General features: G+C 35.8%; 19 protein-coding genes. 8 read left to right on the top strand and 11 right to left on the bottom strand.

Translation table 11 applies throughout. The features are described from left to right. Positions 1–11 precede the first annotated feature (11 nt). The 4 genes from O5637_RS00110 to O5637_RS00125 are packed head-to-tail and all read right to left on the bottom strand — an operon-like array spanning position 12 to position 2,856. Positions 12–1,589: a CocE/NonD family hydrolase gene (locus tag O5637_RS00110; RefSeq protein WP_269605044.1), complete on the bottom strand. Its 1,578-nt coding sequence runs from the start codon at positions 1,587–1,589 to the stop codon at positions 12–14. A gap of 8 nt (positions 1,590–1,597) precedes the next feature. Further along, a complete protein-coding gene (locus O5637_RS00115; protein ID WP_269605046.1) occupies positions 1,598–1,867 on the bottom strand; it encodes a hypothetical protein in 270 nt (89 codons plus the stop codon). A gap of 46 nt (positions 1,868–1,913) precedes the next feature. Further along, entirely contained in the window at positions 1,914–2,330 is a 417-nt protein-coding gene (locus O5637_RS00120) for a DUF4332 domain-containing protein (protein ID WP_269605048.1), read from the bottom strand. Continuing rightward, on the bottom strand, positions 2,323–2,856 hold the full coding sequence (locus O5637_RS00125) for a Ycf51 family protein (protein WP_332299750.1): 534 nt from the start codon (positions 2,854–2,856) through the stop codon (positions 2,323–2,325). The genes O5637_RS00120 and O5637_RS00125 overlap by 8 nt, the downstream gene beginning before the upstream one ends. 73 nt (positions 2,857–2,929) lie before the next feature. Here O5637_RS00125 and O5637_RS00130 point away from each other — a divergent pair, with 73 nt between their 5' ends. The 4 genes from O5637_RS00130 to O5637_RS00145 all read left to right on the top strand — a co-directional run bounded on the left by O5637_RS00130 (position 2,930) and on the right by O5637_RS00145 (position 9,333). Beyond that, the gene (locus O5637_RS00130; protein WP_269605052.1) at positions 2,930–6,880 is read left to right on the top strand and encodes a translocation/assembly module TamB; all 3,951 of its coding nucleotides are present in this window, start codon (positions 2,930–2,932) and stop codon (positions 6,878–6,880) included. A gap of 147 nt (positions 6,881–7,027) precedes the next feature. After that, positions 7,028–8,344: a glutamate-5-semialdehyde dehydrogenase gene (locus tag O5637_RS00135; RefSeq protein WP_269605054.1), complete on the top strand. Its 1,317-nt coding sequence runs from the start codon at positions 7,028–7,030 to the stop codon at positions 8,342–8,344. Beyond that, positions 8,341–8,730 carry a dihydroneopterin aldolase gene (locus tag O5637_RS00140; RefSeq protein ID WP_269605056.1) on the top strand — a complete coding sequence of 130 codons (390 nt, stop codon included), beginning with the start codon at positions 8,341–8,343 and terminating at the stop codon, positions 8,728–8,730. The genes O5637_RS00135 and O5637_RS00140 overlap by 4 nt, the downstream gene beginning before the upstream one ends. Then, positions 8,731–9,333 (top strand): esterase/lipase family protein, encoded by a 603-nt coding sequence (locus O5637_RS00145; RefSeq protein ID WP_269605057.1) that lies wholly within the window; start codon positions 8,731–8,733, stop codon positions 9,331–9,333. Here O5637_RS00145 and O5637_RS00150 read toward each other — a convergent pair. From O5637_RS00150 to O5637_RS00180, 7 genes are read right to left on the bottom strand one after another with little or no spacing between them, the layout of a single operon-like run. Then, positions 9,330–11,441, bottom strand: a complete 2,112-nt coding sequence (locus O5637_RS00150) for a M3 family metallopeptidase (protein ID WP_269605059.1) — start codon at positions 11,439–11,441, stop codon at positions 9,330–9,332. The two genes, O5637_RS00145 and O5637_RS00150, sit on opposite strands and share 4 nt — an antisense overlap. A gap of 16 nt (positions 11,442–11,457) precedes the next feature. After that, positions 11,458–13,011 carry an NAD(P)H-quinone oxidoreductase subunit 4 gene (locus O5637_RS00155; RefSeq protein ID WP_420063736.1) on the bottom strand — a complete coding sequence of 518 codons (1,554 nt, stop codon included), beginning with the start codon at positions 13,009–13,011 and terminating at the stop codon, positions 11,458–11,460. Between the two features lie 56 nt (positions 13,012–13,067). Continuing rightward, a complete protein-coding gene (thrB, locus tag O5637_RS00160) occupies positions 13,068–14,015 on the bottom strand; it encodes a homoserine kinase (RefSeq protein WP_269605061.1) in 948 nt (315 codons plus the stop codon). 11 nt (positions 14,016–14,026) lie between these two features. Next, positions 14,027–15,070: a glucokinase gene (locus tag O5637_RS00165; protein ID WP_269605063.1), complete on the bottom strand. Its 1,044-nt coding sequence runs from the start codon at positions 15,068–15,070 to the stop codon at positions 14,027–14,029. Positions 15,071–15,090: 20 nt separating this feature from the next. Beyond that, positions 15,091–17,016 carry a threonine--tRNA ligase gene (gene thrS, locus O5637_RS00170; protein ID WP_269605065.1) on the bottom strand — a complete coding sequence of 642 codons (1,926 nt, stop codon included), beginning with the start codon at positions 17,014–17,016 and terminating at the stop codon, positions 15,091–15,093. Between the two features lie 6 nt (positions 17,017–17,022). Beyond that, the gene (trpS, locus tag O5637_RS00175) at positions 17,023–18,036 is read right to left on the bottom strand and encodes a tryptophan--tRNA ligase (RefSeq protein WP_269605066.1); all 1,014 of its coding nucleotides are present in this window, start codon (positions 18,034–18,036) and stop codon (positions 17,023–17,025) included. After that, the gene (locus tag O5637_RS00180) at positions 18,037–18,567 is read right to left on the bottom strand and encodes a hypothetical protein (RefSeq protein ID WP_269606984.1); all 531 of its coding nucleotides are present in this window, start codon (positions 18,565–18,567) and stop codon (positions 18,037–18,039) included. Positions 18,568–18,797: 230 nt separating this feature from the next. Here O5637_RS00180 and O5637_RS00185 point away from each other — a divergent pair, with 230 nt between their 5' ends. From O5637_RS00185 to O5637_RS00200, 4 genes are all read left to right on the top strand, one after another. Further along, positions 18,798–20,153: a YcjF family protein gene (locus O5637_RS00185; protein WP_269605068.1), complete on the top strand. Its 1,356-nt coding sequence runs from the start codon at positions 18,798–18,800 to the stop codon at positions 20,151–20,153. A gap of 74 nt (positions 20,154–20,227) precedes the next feature. Further along, positions 20,228–21,193 (top strand): metal ABC transporter substrate-binding protein, encoded by a 966-nt coding sequence (locus tag O5637_RS00190; RefSeq protein ID WP_269605070.1) that lies wholly within the window; start codon positions 20,228–20,230, stop codon positions 21,191–21,193. Beyond that, complete coding sequence (locus O5637_RS00195; RefSeq protein ID WP_269605071.1) at positions 21,193–21,990, top strand: metal ABC transporter ATP-binding protein; 798 nt, start codon at positions 21,193–21,195, stop codon at positions 21,988–21,990. The genes O5637_RS00190 and O5637_RS00195 overlap by 1 nt, the downstream gene beginning before the upstream one ends. After that, positions 21,983–22,855, top strand: a complete 873-nt coding sequence (locus tag O5637_RS00200) for a metal ABC transporter permease (RefSeq protein WP_269605073.1) — start codon at positions 21,983–21,985, stop codon at positions 22,853–22,855. Before O5637_RS00195 ends, O5637_RS00200 begins: the two co-directional genes overlap by 8 nt. Positions 22,856–22,858 lie beyond the last annotated feature (3 nt).

Below are 22,858 nucleotides of genomic sequence, written 5' to 3' on the forward strand. Positions count from 1 at the left end.
ATATTGAACCCCTAAATGGAAATAAGTGACTCAAATTTAAGTTTTGAATTTGAAAGCAATAAAGAAATTGTAGTCACTAAGCAGTGAGGGCTGGGACCTTGGCACAAATATTGTTTTTGACCAGGATTTATTCCAATTGCTGGCCATCCAGATCCTGAGATTGAAATTCTTAAACGATCCCCTGCCTTAAATGTGGCGAGAATTGGTTGAAGTCTGATTTTTCTGGCGCTTTTTTTACCTCTATCACAATTAGCAATTCTGAGTACACCAGTCGAAAGTTGAGTCGCAGTGTTCTTGACCCCACTAGGGATTATTGATAATGCAACGAAAAGATCAAAACTTTCCCTGTCACACTTGGTTTCTAAAAAAAGAGTTGGAATACCCTCCAGCCTAAGATCTTTCAAAATAGGGTTAGATGTAAATACTGCGACATCAGGTCGAATATCAAGCTTAAATCTGTTCGCTTCACCAGCTGTATCACTGAGATGTCCTCCGATTGATGGTATGGGTCTCCATGGGTCATGAACTAAATTCACTTCACTATCTGCTTTTAAATCAGAATTAGGTACTAGGCATCCTTCTAGATGACTTACTGAAGCTAAACCTTCGCTACTAAGATTCCATGTAGGAGTTTTATGTTGAAGCGAAATCTCCCAATTTTTAGTGGTTAGATTCCAAATATTGATTTGAGGGAAATGAATCTCTTTGGTTTTTTCTTTTAAATGAGAATCAAAAAAATCTAACTGGGTGCGTTGTGCACCATCCCACCATTGAAGATGAGTAGCTGGACCAATTAGTAATTTAGGATTCCCTCCTGCTTTCTTAGATTTCTCAAAAATATCTAAAACCCCTTTCAAATGAGGATCCCACCAGCCCCCAATCAGAAGCAAAGGTTTTTTTAACCAGCTATCTAATGGTTCATGGGTTTTCCATAGAGGAGTTTTGCTTGTCGAAAGATTGAGCCATTTATATGCCATCCCTTCTGGGTCATGCTTTTTGAGTAAATCATGACCGTTGCATAAATATTTTTTCGATTCAAGATTTTCACGGATTTCGTGCCAAGCTGCCCAATTACTCTCTCTTTGTGCTTTTTGGGCGGCTAATTGCAAACCCCATCCAATTCCCAAGTGCCACCAAAACGCTCCTCCTTCACAACTCCAATGTTCATTCTCTGAAAGTCCAGTCATTGCAGGGATAATGCAATCAGGCGGAGGAGTGCCTTCCTCCGCAATGAGTTGTGTTAACCCTTGATATGAAAAACCGTATGTGCCTAGCAGGCCGTTGCATTCGGGCAAGGAACGCACCCAATTATGAGTTTGACTAGTGTCTGAAGCTTCTTGACTGAATCCCGAAAATACTCCTTCAGACCCACCTTGACCTCGTACATCTTGTATGACAACTAGATAGCCCTTACTAGCCCACCAAGATGGATGAGCATATGTAATTGTGGATGCAATTTCTCGTCCATATGGCTGGCGCATAAGTAAGACAGGCCATGGCCCATTACCATGAGGAGACCAAATTCGAGATTTTAATAATGTTCCGTCTCTAAGTTGTAAGTCTTCGTCTCTGTATCTTATTGAGTGCATTATTTGTTTTAAAAAGTTTCTGGGCAATAAAGACCCCTTACATACATGGAAAGGATCTCAGCATCAACTTCACTGATATTCTTTTGAGTTGAGATTTTCTGAATAGATTTTTGTGAACCAGCTGAAATGTTTTTTTTATTTAGATCTCTGAAACTTTCACAAATAGACTTTGCTTCATCAGAATTCCTTTTTACACTCTCAAGAAGTCTCGATTGAGCCATTACACCTTGACTGATTCCAAATGATGTAAATATTAAAGTGATTAGTAAACCATTCATTTCCTTAGTTTACCTAGTTTATTTTGAATTATTTATATTCTATTCTCTAATTGTTCTTGGGTAAATTAAATAATGTTTTTTTTGCTTTCTCTATTAAAAAGTGAGCTTTTTTTAGATCTATTATTGGAATTCTTCCTGTTCGAAGAATTCTCTCAAAGCGACCAGTCTTTTGAACTAGCTCTTGAGGAGAAAGTCGTGAAATGGCCTTGTTAGAAATTAATCCTGAGTGCATCAACAAGGCTGCTTCGTTAAGTTGAATATCTAAAGTACATATAAAATACGCTATGCATTTAAGTCTTTTTACATTTCGAACACTACCCAGACTTCCATCTATTAGATGATTTATTTGTTCATCACTAATAGATAATAAAGAATCCCATGTTTTTATATTATTTGATAAGAGTATTTTTTCTTCTTGATAAAAGGTTTTAGGAAGATCTTTCAACAATGATTTATTATTCATCAGTCTCTAATGAGGTAATTTCTTCAATATGAGCATTATTCGAGAAAGATTCACTTGCAGAGTAATTTCTGTCTGGTAATTCTATTATCTTAGATTCTTTTAAATCATTTATTAATTCACCTAGAATAATTGGTTTACTTATTCCATCACCAGCTGATTCTATTTTTCTGAGCCTGACTTTGACCTGAGCGCCATTTCTTCCTCCTCCTTTCAAATTACCAGCTATTTGTAACAATGTTGGTTTGATAGCTTCTTTTGGGAAATCATTTGATGCTTGAGCAACAACTAAATCAAATCCATTGTCATAAACAATAGGAGCATATTTGTAACCTTCGACATTAAAAGGAGGAGTATAACTTTGCTCAAACGCCCAACAACTGGCAGATAGTAAAAGTGTGAAAATTGTTGTCCCAGTTAGTCGGAATTTAATTCCCCAGTTAAATAGATAACCCAAAACAGTCAAGACACCAAGTCCTGAGCCTCCCCAGGCGAGCCATTTCGTAATATCTTGGATAAGTTCACTCATAGACATAGGCTGGTTTCTCCTGAATTCATTCTTTATAGTTTGTTGGCTCCCCTAAGTTTGAGAATAATGTTTCATGGGAGATGAGTGGAGTTCTAAAAGATTAAAGCGATGGGGACTTGCTGGAACCTTTGCGGCGTTGGGTGGCGTTTTGATTTGGAGTGGTGCAGATCTACTAGTAGATAGGACTATAAGCCGCTTTTCTCCACAAATAGAAAAAACATTATCTAATTCATTAGGTCATCCTTTAAAAATAGGTTCATACAGGGGGCTTAGGCCATGGGGAATTGAGTTGGGGCTAACAAGGATACTTCCAGTTATTAAAGATTCTTCCTCAGTTAGCATTGCAAATTTAACAATTAAATTTGCTCCTTTTGCGAGTTTATTGAATTGGCAACCAGTTGCAATATTTAATCCAAAAGGAACGGAAATTATATTAAGTAAAAATGATACTGGTTCGTTTTGGGTTGTTCCCCAGAATGATAATCCTAAAAAAATTAACCTTCAGCTAAGATTTAATTTAAAAGAACCAACTAAAATTGTATTTAATCCTGGGGATACGACATTATTAGCTAAAGGTAATCTATCTCTCAATCTTGGTAAGAAAAAGATTTATGGTGCGATTAATCTAGACTCCAAAAAACAAGGAAGCCTCTTTCTCGCAGGAAAGGGGTATTGGGATGGCATAGAATTTCAAACTAAAGTAAAAATCAATAAACTTAGTCTTGGAATCTTTGAGGGAGTTTTAGGAAGTAATTCTAATATTATTTCTAGAGGAAATATAAATGGAAGTATAAAGTTGGGAGTAAAGAAAGGCTTAATAAGTTGTAAGGGTGATTTATTGTTTAATAATTTAACTTTAAGAGGAGGACCTTTAAGAGATACCTTGTCTACAAATAATTCAAAAATACAATGTGATAATAAGAAGTTTAAGTTAATTGAATCTAAATGGAATTATGGATATTGGGATATATCTAATTCATCTGAAATACCATTTTATAAAAAAGATAAAACTTATATAAATTCTGTAACTTCTATTAAAATTAAAGATTTCGATCATAAACCACTTACTTTGAAATCAAAATTACCGATTTCGTTCGTTGATAGACAATTTATTCCTGGAGAAATAAATGCTAATTTTAATTTAGAATCTTTTCCTTTAGGTGCTTTAAATCCAATACTAAATACATCATTATCGGGAAAAATAAATACAAAAGGTGATTTTCAGGGTCCCTTATCTTCTCTGAACTCTACTATTAACCTTTCTTTAGAAAATCCACAAGTTAATGGTATTCGATTAAGGGAAAAATGGACAGGTTCTTTTATTCGAATTCCAAGTGAAAAAAAATGGGGTAGTTTGAACATGGAATCAGAAGGTGCTTCTATTCCTGGAGATCTTCAAATTAACTTTAAAAAGGATGGTAATTTTAATGATTTAAATCTCAATAGATTAGGAGGTAAAATAAGTCTAAATCCTAAATCAAATGTTTTTGAATGGGATGCCTATAAATTCAGATTAGATAGAGTAGAGGTGGCTTTCCCACCTGAGAAAAGTTTTAAACGAATCTTTGGGGAAGTGTCAGGTAATGGAATATTTTCTCTTGATCCATTATTTCTTAATGGTGATTTGAATTTAGATTATTTTAGATTATTAGGTTTTAAATTAAAAAAGGCAAGCATTAAAGGTCAAATTAAGAATTCAGAAACTAATTTAAAAGGTGTATTAATACCATCTGAAAATGGAAAGATTAAATTTGATATTAATAATGGGTCCGAATTTTCATTGTTAGCACAAGTCAAGGAGGTAAGTTCTAGTTGGATTGCTGCTACAGCTTTAGAGTTTCCTAAATTAGGATTGAAGTATTCAGATGCAATTGGTAAGGCTGAAGATTTAGAAAAATTTATAATTGGTTATCCAAATAGTTCTATAGATAGTAAGTTCAAATTTTTAAAAAGGTCCCAAGATTCATATAGAGAAGAGATCTCTAAAATAAATAACCAGAACATTATTAATCCTTATGATCTTAATGGCAATATTAATGCTGATATTAAATTAAGTGGCCGAAACCTATCTAATTTAAATTTAGAAGCTAAAGCCTTTGGTAAGGTTTGGACAAACAAATTGAAGAGTATTAATTCTAATGAAATAAAACCTTTTAACGCAACTTTTAATGGAAATCTAGCTTCAGGTTTTGGAGATTTCTCTTTGCTTAATCTGAATTTTTCATTATTATCTTTATTTGCGCCAATACCTTCGGCAATTAATGGGTATTTTGGTTTAAAGGGCAATTATAGTTTAGGTAATTTTACCCCAAGAGTTACAGCGGATTTAATTATTAAAGATACAGTGATTTATAACAGAAATATTATTTTAGATAATGGAAATATTTTACTTAAAGATAATTATCTAGAGTTTGATATCGCTCTAAGGGATAAAACTTCGGCAAATTCTGTTAATTTAGGTGGAACCTACCCATTAATTAGTTCCTACCCTATTGATATAAAGGTTGAAAGTCATGGAGATGGGTTGGCGTTTTTGACTGGGCTAACGAAAGGGAATGTATCTTGGACCTCTGGGACAGCTGATCTAAGTTTGTTGATTAGGGGAACTCCTGCAAAACCGCTTGCGAATGGTTTTTTTGTTTTAAAAAACAGTGAGCTACTTTTTCAAGATAAAGAAATTAATAATTTGAATAGCACAATAGTTTTTGATTTCAATCGACTTGAAGTCCGTAATCTCAAAGCGAATATAGGAGCAGCAGGTATCATTAAAAGTCAAGGTGGAATATCTTTATTTGATTCACAATTAAGTGAAAGTGAGCCATTGGCTCTTTCTATAGAAAAAACACGTATTAAAACAGCATTCACTGACGTCAGCGCCTCATCTAACATTGTCGTTAAGGGATCTATTTTGAAACCTCAATTAGCAGGTGAAGTCTTTATTTCAGAAGGTTCGATTTTTGCTAAAAGAGCTAATAATTCAGATCAGACTACATCTAAAAAATCGGACCATTCTAAGGTCAAAATAATTCATAGATTACCAGAACAAAACTGGAACCGTAGGGAACCCCTGGTTTTGTTTATTCAAGATGAAGATGCACCTGCAAGTCGAATGGTCAGTGCAGGTTTGCCTAGTGGGTTTGAAACAATACTCTTTGATAATTTAAAGCTCGTATTGGGTCCTTCATTACGATTGGTTGCTCAACCTTTGGCAAGCTTCGAAACAAATGGATTCCTTCTCTTAAATGGTGCTTTTGACGAGACACTTGATGTTAGTGGAGTTATTAAACTTGTTAGTGGCTACGTTAATCTCTTTACGACTACTTTTAATCTAGATCAAAGTGAACCTAATGTAGCCGTATTCGTTCCGTCTATGGGCTTGGTTCCATATGTTGACGTGACTTTGAAAAGTCGTGTTCCAGATAATGTTAGAGACGTTAGCAATTTTTCCTCTAATGGTATGGCATCATTTGGTATTGGAGGATCTCGTTTCGTAAATGTCGAAGTGACGGCCTCTGGGCCTGCAGATCGTATTAGTGAAAATTTTCAATTGAGAAGTACTCCATCTTTGGGAAGAAGCGAGTTGCTAGGACTTATAGGAGGTAATTCTCTTGCAAATCTAATAAGTAGTGGAGGTAATGGTGATGTGCTTGCTAGCTTTTTGAATAGATCTTTTGCTTCGTATCTTCAAGGCAATATCAATGGTTTTTTAAGTGATAGACTTCAAATTTCTTTGTATCCTGCATATATAAATGGAGCAGATTCAGAGGATGATAGTAGTGATAGCAGTTCTTCAAGTACTGATCAGGAAGATACGAATTTTCCAGGTCAACAGGCATGGGTGACAGAAATAGGTGTTGACCTGAACGATAAAATTAATTTCTCAGTTCAGGCTGCTCCTAACAGACAAGATATTCCACCGAAAGGGAATATTACTTTTCAAATGAATCCCAACGTAGGTTTACTAGGCTCATTTGATAAGAATGGGAATTGGCAAAGTCAGCTCCAACTCTATTTTAGATATTAATTAAATGAATAATTGGATAAAAATGACTTAATTAAAAAATTCTCAGTTAGATAGATTTTTATCTTTTTTTATTGCTTGATTCGCCATTAAAGGAATATTTTAAAGATAGTGAAAAATTATCTTTAATTAAATAGTTGATCTAAGCAAATGAGTACAAACTTTTCAGTTCCTGATCCTACGCCTCAGCTAATAAAAGTAGCAGCGAGCGCAAAAGAATCTTCTATCTTACTTGGTCAATCCACTAATGAACAAAGGTGTGAGGCTTTGACTAAAATGGCAAATGCTTTGAATGATAATGCCGATAAGATATTGAAAGCAAATATTCAAGATCTTGAAAGATCAGAAAAAGAAGGGTTGAATAAATCACTTTTATCAAGACTTCAGTTAACTAAAAGTAAACTCAAAGGGTGCATTGACGGGGTTCTAAAAGTTTCAAATCTTGCAGATCCAATAGGTAATAGACAACTTCATAGGGAATTGGATGAAAACCTTATTCTTGAGAGGGTGACGGTTCCATTAGGAGTCTTAGGAGTGATATTTGAATCAAGACCAGATGCATTAATACAAATAGCATCTCTTGCTGTTCGTTCTGGTAATGGAGCTTTATTAAAAGGAGGAAGTGAAGCAAAAGCCACAAACCAAGCAATAATGGATTCGCTTGATAAGGGGTTAAGCCAATCAAGCGTGGGTTCAGGTGCGTTGTCTTTGCTCACTACACGTCAAGAAAGCTTAGGCTTACTTCGTTTAGATCGGTTTGTGAATTTGATAATACCTAGAGGTAGTAATGAGTTAGTCCAATTTATTCAAGAAAATACACGTATCCCTGTCTTAGGGCATGCTGATGGAATTTGTCATTTATATGTAGATGACTCTGTAGATATTGATAAAGCTATTAGCATAGCTTTAGATAGCAAGATTCAATATCCTGCCGCTTGTAATGCCATTGAGACATTATTACTTCACCAAGATGTTGCCGAGATGTTTTTGAAAAAAGGGTTGCCAATTTTTTCTAGTGCAGGAGTTACTCTTAAGGGAGATGCAAAGAGTCAAGCTTTAGGGGTAAAAAACAAGGCTGATGAGGCAGATTGGTCTACGGAATATCTTGATTTAATTCTTTCAATAAAAATTGTTCGTAATGTAGGCGAAGCTATTGAACATATTCGTAAATACAGCTCTCGTCATACGGAGGCGATAGTTACTGATGACAAGGTGGTTGCTGAAAAGTTTTTAAGTTCGATTGATAGTGCAGGTGTTTACCATAATTGCTCTACTCGTTTTGCTGATGGTTTCCGATATGGGTTTGGAGCTGAAGTTGGTATAAGCACTCAGACTCTTCCTCCAAGAGGACCAGTTGGATTGGAAGGCTTAGTTACCTATCGCTATTATCTCAGAGGTGATGGTGATCTTGTTAGGGATTTCGCTTCTGGAGATAGAAGTTTTTCTCATGTTGATCTACCATTATGAGTCAATTTAATAATTTAAGCCCAATTCATATAAAAGATATAAATTTATGGGCACATGTAGGTGTTTTAGAAAGTGAGCGAATACATGGTCAAAGCTTTCTTCTTGATATCAGTTTTTGGTTGGATTTGGATGAGTCTTCCAAGCTTGATCAATTAAATAAATCGATAGACTATAGCGAAGCAATTAAAGCAGTTAAAAAACTTTCATATGAAATCAAATGCTTAACGATTGAATATTTTAGCGATCAAATTTTGAATCTTCTTGAGTCTCTATATGGTCCAGTTCCAATTCATATTCTGCTGACAAAATGCTCGCCACCAATAGATGGATTTTCTGGAAGTGTTCTAATCGAAAAAAAAAGGAATTTCTTATTTCCTATTAATTAATTGAATATAAATAAAAGACCAATTTTTCTTGTTCATGGTTTGTGGAACAATCCTAAATTATTTGAAAAATTAATTAAAAAAATAAACGAAGATGATTATGAATTGTATAGACCACATTTGCCACACAAATATGGGAAAACCTCTCTTAAGCGTTTAGCTCGAGATCTTGATTCTAAGATTGAAGAATTGGTGGGTCCTGAAATCGAAATTGATATTGTTGGTTTTTCAATGGGTGGGTTAATTAGCAGGTTTTGGTTGCAAAATTATGATGGCTTTTTAAGAACTAAACGTTTTTTTAGTATTGGTACGCCTCATTTTGGTACTTACACAGCTCAAATGATCCCTTCATTTTTGATGCCAGGTATCGCTGAGATGAAAAGAGGAAGTAGTTTATTATCTCAATTAAATAATGACTTGACTTCTTTAAAAAAGGTTCAATGTACTAGCTTTTTCACAAAATGGGATTTGATGTCATTCCCAGGCTGGCAAGCAAAACTTTCTGTTGGTGATTCTTATCACTTACCTGTGTTGACACATAAAGAATTGATAACAAATTCTAGGTCTCTAGATATTTTGGCCAAGAAGATTTTTAACTGTAGCTAATTAAGTCCACTATGTCTTATAAGGGCATCAGTAGAGGGATGTCTTCCTCTAAATTGTTTGAAAACCTTATTGGGTGAACGACTACCGCCAAGACTAAGAATTGAATCGCGATATTTTTTACCAATCTTTCGAACTTCATCCTGATTGGCAAGACCTGCTTCTTCAAATGCGGCAAAGGCATCAGCACTGAGTACCTCAGCCCATTTATAAGAGTAGTATCCCGCTGCATAGCCACCAGCAAAAATATGACTGAAGGCACAGAGAAATTGATCTTCTGGAATAGGATCCATCACTGTCGTGTTTTTTGCGATTTCTCGTCGTAACTCATCTGGGGAAATTTTTAAATCTTTATTCCATTGACTATGGAGTTTTAGATCAGTAAGAGCAAAATGTATTTGCCTTAAAGTCGCAAGCCCAGAATTAAATGTTCTGCTTAGCCTCAATTTATTTATTTCCGATTCTGGTAATGGCTCTTTCGTTTTCCAATGTATTGCTATATCAGAAATTGTTTGATCCTCTAAGCACCAATTTTCCATAAATTGGCTTGCTAATTCGACAGCATCCCATTCAACGTTATTAATACCGGCTGCTTGAGGGTAATTTACAATTGTCAACATATGTTGTAGTCCATGACCAAATTCATGGAAGAGAGTTTCTACTTCTTCGAAACTCATCAGACTGGGTTTGTCCGCAATAGGAGTTGTTTGATTGCAGACTAAATAGGCTACTGGGAGAACAATATCATCTTTCGTCTTTTGATTTCGGCACAAACATTCATCCATCCAGGCACCTCCTCTTTTTGTCGCAGGACGACTGAAGGCATCTAGATAGAAAGAAGCAATTTTCTGGCCATCTAAATTTTTGACATTGAAGAAACGGACATCTTTATGCCATAAAGGAGCTGTATTACTTGCTTCTTCAATGTCAATTTCAAAAAGTCTTTTGCACAAATTGAATAGACCATTAAGAACTTGATCTAAAGGAAACCATGGCCTGAGTTTCTCTTGGTCAAGATCGTATTTCTCTTTGCGTAGAATTTCAGCCCAAAAACTTACATCCCATGGAGATAGCTCAAAATCTTCGTTTTCTCCATTTCTTATAGCACACTCACGAAGATGTATAACTTCTTTCTCAGCATGAGGCATTGCCGCCAATCGTAATTCTTCGAGTAACATCTCAACAGCATTTTCATTATCCGCCATCTTTGTGGCTAAACTAATTTCACACCAGTTTTTATATCCCAATAGTTTTGCCTGTTTGTTTCTGAGATCTAAAATTTCTTCAATTATTTTTTTGTTACTAATCTTTCCATCGCTAGCTCTGCTTACAAAGGCTCTATAAACTTTCTCTCTGAGACGTCTATCTTTTGCAAAAGTTTGAAAAGGAATGTACCTAGGCATATCTAAGCCAACTCTCCATGGCCCATTTGATGCCGATGGATCATTGCCTTCTTGATCTTTGTCGCCAGACTCCTTTGCCGCTAGAGCCAATGTCTCAAGTGTTCTTTCAGGAAGACCCTCGACTTCTGACTTGTTTTTTAATAAAAGACTCCAATTCTTAGTCGCATCTAATACATTATTACTAAAAGTAGTTGATAATTTAGCTAATCGCTCACTGCGAGAATTAAATAGTGCTTTTTCATTGGCTTCTAGACCAATTCCTTTATTTTTCATCGTTATTAGTTCTGTCTCAATTATTCTGATTTGTGTTTCATCCTTTATGTTTCCATTCTCTTTCAAATTTGAGAGTGCCTTAAAAATGACTTCGTTTTGAGCAAGCTGATTACTAAATCTAACGATTACAGGTTGCTGATTTGAATGAACCTCACGTAATTCAGTGGAATTACATACAGCATTCAGATGGCTTACAACTCCCCAGCTCCACCTGAGCTTTTCACCAATATCATAAAGCTGAGGCATTACATCTTCCCAACTTAGAGAGCTTTTGGTTAGTAATTGTTTTTGGAGTTGTTCCTCTAGTTTATTTAATTCTTCATTTAGTTCTTTTATCAGTTTGGGTATGTTTTCAGTAATCTCGTTAGGGGTGATTTTATCGTAATCAGGTAGACCTTCACCTTTTAATAGTGCTGTTGGCTTGATTGAAGTCATTTTTTAGATTCAAAAACTAACTGATTGGTACAAGGTTATTGGTAATTAATGATTGTGCGAGAGCATTTGTTGATACCTCATATAAATCAATGGCTATTCTTGGCCAAAAACCTATTACTAATGTAGGAACTAAGAGGCTTAAACCTATTGAAAGCTCTCTCGCATCCATTTCTTTTACTATCGATAAAGCAGGTATCCTAGGACCAAAGAATACTCTTCTACACATTGAAAGTAGGTAGATAGGAGTTAAGACCAGTCCAATAGCTGCTAAAAGGATTGTTATTGCTCTAAATAACGAAGTGAATCCTTCTTGACTAGTTATGCCTAGAAAAACTGTGATTTCACTTATAAACCCACTCATCCCTGGTAAGGCAAGTGATGCTAAAGAACTGGCCAAGAAGAATGCAAAAGTAATGGGCAAAGCCTTTGCAAGACCGCCCATATTCGGTATTGAAAGAGTATTGGTTCTTTCATAAAAACTTCCAGTAACAAAAAACATTGCGGCAGCAATAAGTCCATGGCTAATCATTTGGAGCATCGCTCCACTGATTCCAAGTGCATTAACTGCACCAATTCCAACAAGAACAAAACCCATGTGACTTACAGAACTGCAGGCTATGCGCCTTTTTACATTGTCTTGAGCAAAAGCATTTAGAGCGCCATAAATAATATTTACTATCCCTATGATGATTAAAGCTGGGGCGAGTATTAAATGAGTATCGGGTAAAATTTGGACGTTAAATCTTATGAGAGCGTAACCTCCCATTTTTAATAAAATACCCGCTAATAACATTGAAACCGGTGCATTTGCCTCCCCATGAGCATCTGGAAGCCAGGTATGAAGTGGAAAGATAGGAAGCTTTACTCCAAAACCAATTAAAAAACCTAAATAACAAAATATCCCAAAATTACCAGTAAAAGATTTGGCTGCGATTTCACTTAAATTAAAGGTAAATTGATCACCAGAAAGAGCTAAAGCAAGCCCACTAATTAATATTAAAAGGGAAGCTAGAGCTGTATAAAGGATGAATTTTGTTGCTGCATATAGTTTTCTTTTTCCTCCCCAAATAGCAATCAATAGATAGACTGGAACAAGTTCAAGTTCCCAAGCTAAAAAGAATAGTAAGAAATCTTGGGATAGGAAAACTAAAGCTTGGGCTGAAGCTTGAATCAATAATAAAGCAAAGTAAAGTCTTGTTTTTTGTTTTACTTTCCAACTTGCAGCTGCAGACAAAAAAGTTATTAGCCCGCTTAGAACTACTAGCGGAGCAGATATCCCATCTACACCTAATGACCATTCGAGTCCTATGGAAGGAAGCCACTGAAGTCTTTCAACTAACTGCAGACTTTCGCTACTTGGATCAAACAAATTGGCAAAAGCTAATACAATTATTAGAAAATCGGCTAATAAAACAACTAGGGCTATATTTCTTGGCAGATTAGAGTTTTTACTTTCTTGCGTTGGGAGGAAAGGCATTATCAATGCTCCAACTATAGGTAGGAGCACAATGAGTGAAAGCCAAGGAAATACTGTCTGAGAATCAATACTCATAGGCAGATTGGCATCCATGATTTGGGGCAAGTCAGCCATAAGCTATCAGTTTTTGTTCGTTTTCATGAGTAGAACTACCCAAAGGTGTTTGAAATACATTCGCTTCCTCTGAGTTGGAGGCTCATTAAAGGAGCACTACTTGCTACACCAGCAGCTTCCCAGGCTTTGACCATTGCGACACTGACTTCTCGGCCTTTAGTCGCTTTGCACAAGGCAAGAATACTTGGACCTGCTCCACTAATCGCACATCCTAAAGCTCCGGCAGCCTTTGCCGCTTCTCTCACCTCTAACCCACCTTTGATTAATCCCCATCTATAGGGTTCATGAAGCTTGTCATGCATACCATCTGCAATTAGAGCCTCATTCCCAGTCCTTAGTCCTTGAAGCAGAAGAGTAAGGGCACCTAGATTGATTACTGCATCATTTACTGGAATGTTTTCTGGCATTACACGTCTTGCTTCGCTGGTGCTAAGGCGAATAGATGGGATTGCAACTACTGCTTTTATTGATTGATCCCAATCACAGCGGACTACGCGCCATCTGTCATTTGCAGTTTTAGCTGTTACGCAAAGACCTCCTATTAAAGACGGAACAACATTGTCTGGATGACCTTCTATATCTATTGCCAGCTCCAATAATTTTTCCTTAGGCAAAGGATATCCAGCAAGTGCATTTGCTCCAACTAATCCTGCCACAATTGCTGTAGCACTGCTTCCAAGCCCTCTTGCAGGAGGCACAGCTAATTTTACTCTTGCTTCAAGAGCGACAGGCTCAACACCTGCAGTTCTCCAAACTCTTTGCGCGGCTCGATAAAAAAGATTCTCAGGGCCGCCTCTTAAATGATTACCTTCAGTACTTTCCATTATTAATTCAAACCTTTCGGCATTACCCTCAATCCTTTTAATAGTGAACTGATTGGAAAGATCTAATGCTGCACCAAGGCAATCAAACCCTGGACCAATATTGGCTGTAGTAGAAGGAACTTCTACTACGACAGTTTGTCCTATTTTTGGCGGCCCCATGTTTTTATCCTTTAGCTAAGTCTCCCATTTGATTCGGCACTTAAGCGTGCTCTGCAAGCTGAACTGAATAATGTCGCTTCTGGATCTTTAAGAACAATCAATGGGATTTCCTTTAAATAAGATTGAAAGCGACCCTTATTACTAAATGCATTTAGGAAGTTAGAAGAGTTTATTCCATCGAGGTTTTTTGCGGCTGTTCCACCTGAAATCCATAACCCTGAAGTGCAAAGTTCTTGTAAAGCAAGGTCTCCAACTGCAGATCCATAAGCATTTAGCCACATTCTCAAAGCTTCAGACATTAATTTGTCTCCGTTATTTGCTTTTTCCCAGACAAGTTCGGGCAAATCTGTGAAAGCTGATTTGTCACTATCCATTTTTTTTAAAGTTTCCTGAAGTGGGTGGTTTTCATTTGATGGATCATCCAATTTCCATCTCGCAATCATTCCAAGGCCTTTCCCACTGACTATTCTTTCAATCGATACTCTTTGAATATTTAGCTTCTTTTTTAGCCATTTGACTAATTCCCATTCGTTTTCTGTTCTTGGGGAAAATTCCCGATGACCTCCTTCACTTGGAAATATAAAAATGCTTTTAGGTGTAATTAATCCTCTGGACATTCCTAAGCCAGTACCAGCTCCGATAATTGCAACTAATTCTTGGTTGGTTTTGGTCTCAGAATTTAATGTTCCTTGGATTACTTCATATTGGTCATTTTTGAAAAATGGAATCCCATATATTAAAACTGAGAAATCATTTATTAATTCAATATTATTTATTTTTGAAAGCTGAGATAATTCTTCTGCTTCTATTTCCCAGCCTAGATTTGTAATCTTAACTTTCTGGCCTCTTATTGGACCTGCTACTCCAATACAAACATATTCAGGGAGTGATATATGATCTGGTAAATGTTTAATAAAATCTTCAAATATTGAATAAAAAGATTTCCAGTCTGAAGAAATATAGTACTTTTCAAATAATTTTTTTGGATAGATATCGTTTGAATAAATAGCTAATATTGTTTTTGTACCTCCAAGGTCTCCAGCAAGTAAATTCATTTTTTATGAAATTTATTTAATTATGATTTACTCTCCACTAAACTCTTTTGGCTGATTGATTTATCCATTATAAGTTTGAACTTATCCAAAGTCATTTTGCCGAGATCTTTTCCCTCACGTGTTCTCACCGAGATTTCATTATTCTCTTCTTCTTTATCTCCAATAATTATCAAGAAAGGTATTCTTTGCATTGTGTGCTCTCTTATCTTAAAGCCCACTTTTTCATTCCTTGTATCAACAGAAGCTCTAAAACCATATTTTATTAATTTAGATTTAGTATCCAAGCATGCATCATTATTTCTGTCAGTTATCCCCATTACTACGATTTGAAGTGGGCATAACCATATTGGCAAGTTCCCAGAATAGTTCTCAATTAAAATACCAATAAATCTCTCAAATGAACCTAGAATTGCTCTATGCAACATGACAGGGGGTTGTTTCTTCCCGTCAACATCTATGTAGCTTGAATTTAGCCTTTCAGGCATTGAGAAATCTACTTGAATTGTTCCACATTGCCAGACTCTGTTAAGACAATCTTTGAGGGAGAATTCAATTTTTGGACCATAAAAAGCCCCTTCTCCAGGTAGTAAAGACCAATCTAATCCTTTTGAATCAAGAGCATCTGAAAGAGCTTTTTCTGATTTGTCCCATACCTCATCACTTCCAACTCTTTTCTCTGGTCTTGTTGAGAGTTTAATCAGAATTGAATTAAAACCAAAGGCTTTATAGACTTCAAAAACAAGATCAATAAAGCTTTGAACTTCTTCTTGTATTTGTTCATTAGTGCAGAAAATATGTCCATCATCTTGTACAAAGTTTCTTACTCTCATTAATCCATGTAGAGCTCCAGATGGTTCATTCCTATGACAAGATCCAAACTCTGAAAGTCTTATTGGAAGATCACGATAGCTTTTTAAACCTTGATTAAATACTTGTACATGACATGGACAATTCATTGGTTTTATAGCATATTCTTTATTCTCAGATGTAGTGGTAAACATGTCCTCCTTAAATTTATCCCAATGTCCAGATTTTTCCCATAAACTTCTACAAACGATCTGAGGTGATTTTAATTCTTGATAATCATATTTTGAAATCGATTCCCGAATAAAATCTTGCAAAACTCTATAAATAGTCCAACCATTTGGATGCCAGAAAATCATTCCAGGTGCTTCTTCTTGAAAGTGGAAAAGTGATAGTTTTTTACCTAACTTCCTATGATCTCTTTTTTCTGCTTCTTCAATTCTATTAATGTATTCTTTTAAATCTTTAGAATTCTTCCAAGCTGTTCCATATATTCTTTGAAGCATTTCATTGTTAGAATCTCCTCGCCAATATGCACCAGAAACTTTCATTAATTTAAAAGCTCTTAGATGCCTTGTGTTTGGGACATGAGGTCCTCTGCACATATCAATATACTCTTCATGTTTATATAGTTTTATAATTTCGTCTTTCGGTATATTTTTAATTATATCTAGCTTGAATATTTCACCTCTTTCTGAGAAAACTTGTGTTGCTTTTTCAGGAGAAACGACTTCTACATCTACATCATAATCTTTATTTATAAGTTCTTTTATTCTTTTTTCAATCTTCTCCAAATCTACTGGAGTAAATGTATCTTTGTATGAAATATCATAATAAAAACCATCTTCAATTACTGGCCCTATTGCCATTTTGGCCTCAGGATATAGCTGCTTTACTGCGTGACCGAGAAGGTGAGCGAATGAATGTCTAATAATTTCTAAACCTTCATTATCCTTTGATGTGATTATTTGTATCTCGGCATCATTTGTTATTGGAATACATGTATCCAAAAGATTACCGTTGACCCTTCCCGCTAGTGCAGCTTTTGCTAAACCAGGACCAATATCTGCAGCTATTTTTTCAATCGTTACAGATGATTCATAGTTCTTTTCACTACCATCAGGTAAAGTAATTATTGGCATAATCGTCTATAGAGTTGAATAAAATCCAAGAGCATCTTTAACTCTCTTTAAGGTTAACTTAGAAACCTCCTCGGCAGTAAGTTTGCCTCTATTTAGTATTCTTTTTAACTCTTCTGGATCATTCATTAGTTCTTTATATTTTTCTTGAATAGGTTTAAGAACGTTAATCATTGCCTCTGTAAATTCTGGTTTGAATTTACCCCAGCCCATTTCGGCGCAATACTCAGATGCTTTTTCTCTGCCTAGGCCGGAAATTATAGAATAAATTGTTAAAAGATTATCAGCTTCAGGTCTTGAAGGATTTCCGAATTCTAACCCTAATTCTGAGTCGGTTTTTGCACGTTTTATTTTTTTAGTAATTACATCTGGATTGTCTAATAAAGTAATCCTACTATTTTCATTTGGGTCGCTTTTACTCATTTTCTTTGTTCCGTCTGTCAGACTCATGACTTTGGAACACTCTTTCAAAATTAAGGGATTTGGAACTTTAAGTATTGGATTCTCTTTTGATCCGAATTTTGAATTAATTCGTTGAGAAGCAATATCTCTCGCAAGCTCTAGATGCTGCTTTTGATCTTCTCCAACAGGAACCAAATCAGCGTCATAGAGAAGAATATCCGCTGCCATAAGGACTGGATAATCTAATAATCCAATAGATACATTGTCGCCTTGTTTAATTGACTTTTCCTTGAACTGAATCATTCTCTCCATCCAGTTTAAAGGAGTTAAGCAATTTAATATCCAGCAAAGCTCGCTATGTGCGCTTATATGACTTTGAATGAATATTGAGCATTTATCAGGATTCATCCCACAAGCGATATACAAAGCCGCTGTAGATAAAGAATTTTGATGAAGAGATTTTGGGTCGTGCGGAGTAGTTATCGCATGAAGATCAACAACGCAGACAAATGTTTCATAATTTTCTTGTAATTCAACCCAATTTCTTATTGCTCCAAGCCAATTACCAATATGAACATCTCCTGTGGGTTGAACACCAGATAAGACTCGCTTCTGATTCACTTATCCTTGCTCGCTTGTATTTGTGGAATCATCTTCATTTGAACTTGCGTCTGTTTCTTGATCATTATCTTTTTCTACAGGATCTTGAGCAACATTGTTTGCCTGATCAGTATCAGCCACCTCTTGTTCTTTAACTGGCTTTTCTGGTCTTGCAAAAGGGTTTGGCTTTGTGTTGGCGGGGTTATTATTTTCACCGTTATAGTTTCCCCTGTTACCCCTGCCTCTTCTTTGGTCATTGGCGGGCGCTTGAGACCTATATTCGTTGACTAAATTTTCAAGACTTCCATCTTCAAGCATTTGGGCAAGAGTTCTTACTGCGAAACCTAAAACAGCAACAGTAGAACGAAGATTAAAGGCTTCTTGTAATGATCTGGCTGCTCGCATTTCATTATCACTTAAGCGAATACGAAAGCCTCCCTCTCTATTGTTAGGACCTCGGCCACCTCTGAAATTATTACGACCATTTTGTCTTTGGTTTTGGAAATCGCCACCACCTGACTGATTATTGGTGTAAGAGTCACCCATGAACATATTTGCCAATAGGGGCAAGTGTGACGCATAGCCGGTACTTTTGCGACATATTTGAATATCTTGATTAGCACTTTCACATCTAATGATATTGATCCCAGCGGAATGATTTGATTTCTTTAGGCATAAATTTTTCTTCTTAAAAACGTAAAACCTTCTTTCTTTGCGGTTATTAAGGGAAAATTTGCTTTAAAATGAAAGTTAGCTAAGAAGAAACTGTATTTATTGAAATCGTGGAAAATCATTCATTAACAAAATCTCCTCTCTCCTTGCCTTCTTTTTCGATTCCGAAAATTAGTCTTTTTATTGGGCTAACTATTACAGGTCAATGGGTTTTAAGTGATGTGGCCCATATACCTGGGGGTGGACTTGGATTGCTATTAGGACTTGGTTGTATTTTTTATTTTTTAAAACCAGGAAAGGTTTCATTTGATGCTCCCTCTACTGTTCAAGGATGGGTAAGAAGATGTCATGACGTTTTAGAGAATTTTGAGTACTTACTTGAGGATGGAGAGCAAAGTGAAAGGAAAAAAGAAAGAATTAATTCCTTGCAAAAAATTATTGATAGAAGCGAAGATCAAAGCATTGGTTTCTTGAAAACAAAAGGCGTAAAATTACCTGAAAAAGAGCAATTGGAAAAAGTTTTACGAATAAATAATCAAATAAAAGTTTCTTTTCCACCAGCTCTTCCTGTAAGAGATCGAAATTGGATTTTGCCAGATTTAATCCAAGAGCAAGATTTTATTGTTTATTCTTTAGCACTTCCAATGAGCGCAGCTGATCTTTTGTGGATTAAAAATATCCCTACAGATCAACCAGCCTGGCTAATGGTTGCAAGTAAAGAATCTACAGATTGGTCTGATGAGCGAAATGCATTAGAGGCTCAATTGCCAGATAGATGGACTAACAGAGTATTGAAATGGGATGGATCTCAAACAGAAATGGGAACGGTTCTTTCTCCAATTAAGAAACTTCTTGAAAATCCAAAGAAGAATACAGACATTACTAAGCAAAGACTTTTGTCTCGATTGCATACTTCTTGGCAAAAAGATTTAGAAAAATTAAGAAGAGAAAAATTCAAGGTTATTCAAACAAGATCTCAGTGGATAGTTGCTGGTATCGTTTTCGCCTCCCCTGTAGCCTCAACTGATTTGCTTGCAGTTGCAGTGGTTAATGGCTTGATGATCAAAGAAATGTCGAAAATATGGTCTTCCAAAATGAAGCCAGAATTACTTGAGGCAGTCTCACGACAACTAGCAATGGCTGCAATTGCTCAAGGAGTGGTCGAATGGAGTGGACAGTCCTTGTTGAGCTTGGCAAAGCTTGATGGCTCCTCTTGGGTTGCTGCTGGAACAATTCAGGCCTTGAGTGCTGCTTATTTAACAAGAGTGGTTGGGAGATCGATGGCTGATTGGATGGCTCTCAATAATGGAGTAACTCAACCTGATTTAGAACTTATTAAGCAACAAGCTCCTCAACTAGTATCAAAAGCTGCTGAGCTAGAAAGAGTTGATTGGGTGGCTTTTTTAAAGCAATCAAAAGAATGGATTCAGTCTCAATCTATTAATTACAAAGTTAAATCGGTTTAAGTTTATAACTTTTATTCTGGTATCTCTTTGACTTATATTTAGATAAAATATAAATATTTTCTAAATTCAAATATATGTTTAATAAAAAGGTTATTTCTGATTATATTTATAAGAAAAACAAGATACTTAGTTTATCTATTTTCCTTGCTTTAAATATTTTATTACTGACAGGATGTGTAAATAAAAATACCTATAGACCAAGTAATGATAAGCCTTTCGTTTTGACTACTTTTACAATTTTGGCCGATCTTGCTAGAAATGTTGCTGGGGATAGACTTCTAGTTAAATCAATAACGAAACCAGGAGCAGAAATCCATAGTTATCAATTTACACCTAGTGATATTGTAAAAACTAAAGGAGCAAAACTGATTATTGAAAATGGTTTAGGCCTTGAAGCATGGTTTTCGAAATTTATGATTAGCACGGGTGATATTCCCAATGTGAAATTAACCGAGGGGATGAAGCCATTATTGATAGAGGGAGATGCTTATTCAGGGAAGCCAAATCCTCATGCCTGGATGTCACCCAAAAGAGCTATGAAATATGTAGATAAAATAGTTGATGCTTTTATTAAAATCGATCCTAATGGAGCTCTTGAATACTCATCTAACGCTTCAACCTATAAAGCTAAACTTGAAACGCTTGATAAAGAGCTAAGAGATTCTTTATCCTCTATTCCTAAAGAAAGAAGATTTTTGGTGACATGTGAAGGAGCCTTTACTTATCTGGCCCGTGATTACGGAATGAAAGAGGCATATTTGTGGCCAGTTAATGCTGAAAGTCAAGTAACCCCTAGGAGAATGGTGAATCTAATAAAAAAAATCAAAGAAAATGAAGTCCCAACAATTTTTTGCGAAAGTACTGTCAGTGCAGAAGCACAAATGGAAGTCGCGAAATCAAGCGGAGCTGTTTTTGGTGGGACCTTCTACGTTGATTCACTCTCAGATCTAAATGGTCCTGCTCCTACCTATATAGATTTACTAAGGCACAATGTTCGATTAATTACAAAGGGCCTATCTATTTCAGAAGTTAAAAAATAATGAACCCAATTTTTAAAAGCCATGAGAAAGATTTTATGCGTATTGAGGCAGAGCAAGTTTGTGTTGACTACAACGGTACAGTTGCTCTCTATGACGCAAGTTTGAATTTAAAAGCGGGATCAATATGTGGTCTTGTGGGTATGAATGGTGCAGGAAAATCAACTTTTTTCAAGGCTCTAATGGGTTTTGTTAGACCTTCAAGGGGAAAAATTAGGATCAATGGTATAAAGGTTAATGATGCCCAGAAGGAGCAATCGGTTGCATATGTTCCACAAAATGAAGGTATAGATTATTCATTTCCCGTGAGCGTTTGGGATGTTGTGATGATGGGGAGATATGGCGCTATGAATATTTTCCGAATACCAAGAGAATCTGATAGGAGAGCCGTTGTTCATGCTCTTGAAAGAGTTGATCTTTTGGATCTCAGAGAAAGACCAATAGGATCTTTATCAGGAGGGCAACGCAAAAGAGCTTTTCTTGCAAGAGCAATTGCTCAGCGGGCATCCGTACTTCTTTTAGACGAGCCTTTTTCGGGCGTTGATGTGCCTACTGAAAAGCTTATGGCTGAGCTATTTCTTCAGTTTCGACAAGAAGGTCATACTATTTTGATATCTACTCATGATTTGAATCATGTGAGAGATTTTTGTGATTTTGTTGTCCTAATCAATAAGACTGTTCTTGCTTATGGTGAAACCTCGGAAGTTTTCACTTCGGAAAATCTAAATAAAACATTTGGAGGTATTCCACCAAATCCTTTATCAGGGCCGACTTCAAGTAAAGATTTTATAAATGAGTGAATTTCTAATTTCCATTACGCCAATTGATTGGTTATTGGATCCATTAACTCATGACTTTATGAGAAGAGCTTTAATGGTTAGCGCTTTAGTGGGAGGTGTTTGTGGCCTTTTATCTTGTTATATGACCTTAAAAGGTTGGGCCTTGATGGGTGACGCGGTTTCCCATGCGGTTATGCCAGGGGTTGTTGTTGCTTATGCATTAGGGCTCCCTTTTTCCTTAGGTGCTTTTGTTTTTGGAGTTGGTTCAGTTGCTTTGATTGGATTTGTTAAACAGAAATCTAGAATTAAAGAAGATACAGTAATAGGACTTGTTTTTACTGGTTTTTTTGCATTAGGACTTGTATTGGTTTCAAAAATTAAAAGTAATATTGATCTAATGCAAATACTTTTTGGAAGTCCTCTAGGGATTTCTCGTTCAGATGTTAACCAGACTTTAATAATTTCGTTTATTGTTATATCTATATTGCTTATATTTAGAAAAGATTTAATGCTTTATTGTTTTGATGCTAAGCATGCTAGATCTATAGGAATTAATACAGGTATACTTCATTATTTATTATTAACTTTATTATCTCTATCAGCAGTAGTTGGTTTGCAAACTGTTGGTATTATTCTAGTAGTGGCAATGCTTATTACGCCTGGTGCCACAGCATACTTGCTGACTGATCGTTTTGATCAAATGACTTTATTAGCAGTTATTAGTAGCTCATTCTCAAGTATTCTAGGTGTTTATATAAGTTATTGGTCCGATATTGAAACAGGTGGATCTATCGTTTTAGTTCAAACATTAATATTTTTAATAGCATTTTTATTCGCTCCAAGATATGGAATATTTAAAAACCAAACTTTTATAAATAATAATTAAATT

The sequence above is a fragment of the Prochlorococcus marinus str. MIT 0917 genome, from assembly GCF_027359575.1.
Classification (GTDB): Bacteria; Cyanobacteriota; Cyanobacteriia; order PCC-6307; family Cyanobiaceae; genus Prochlorococcus_B; species Prochlorococcus_B marinus_D.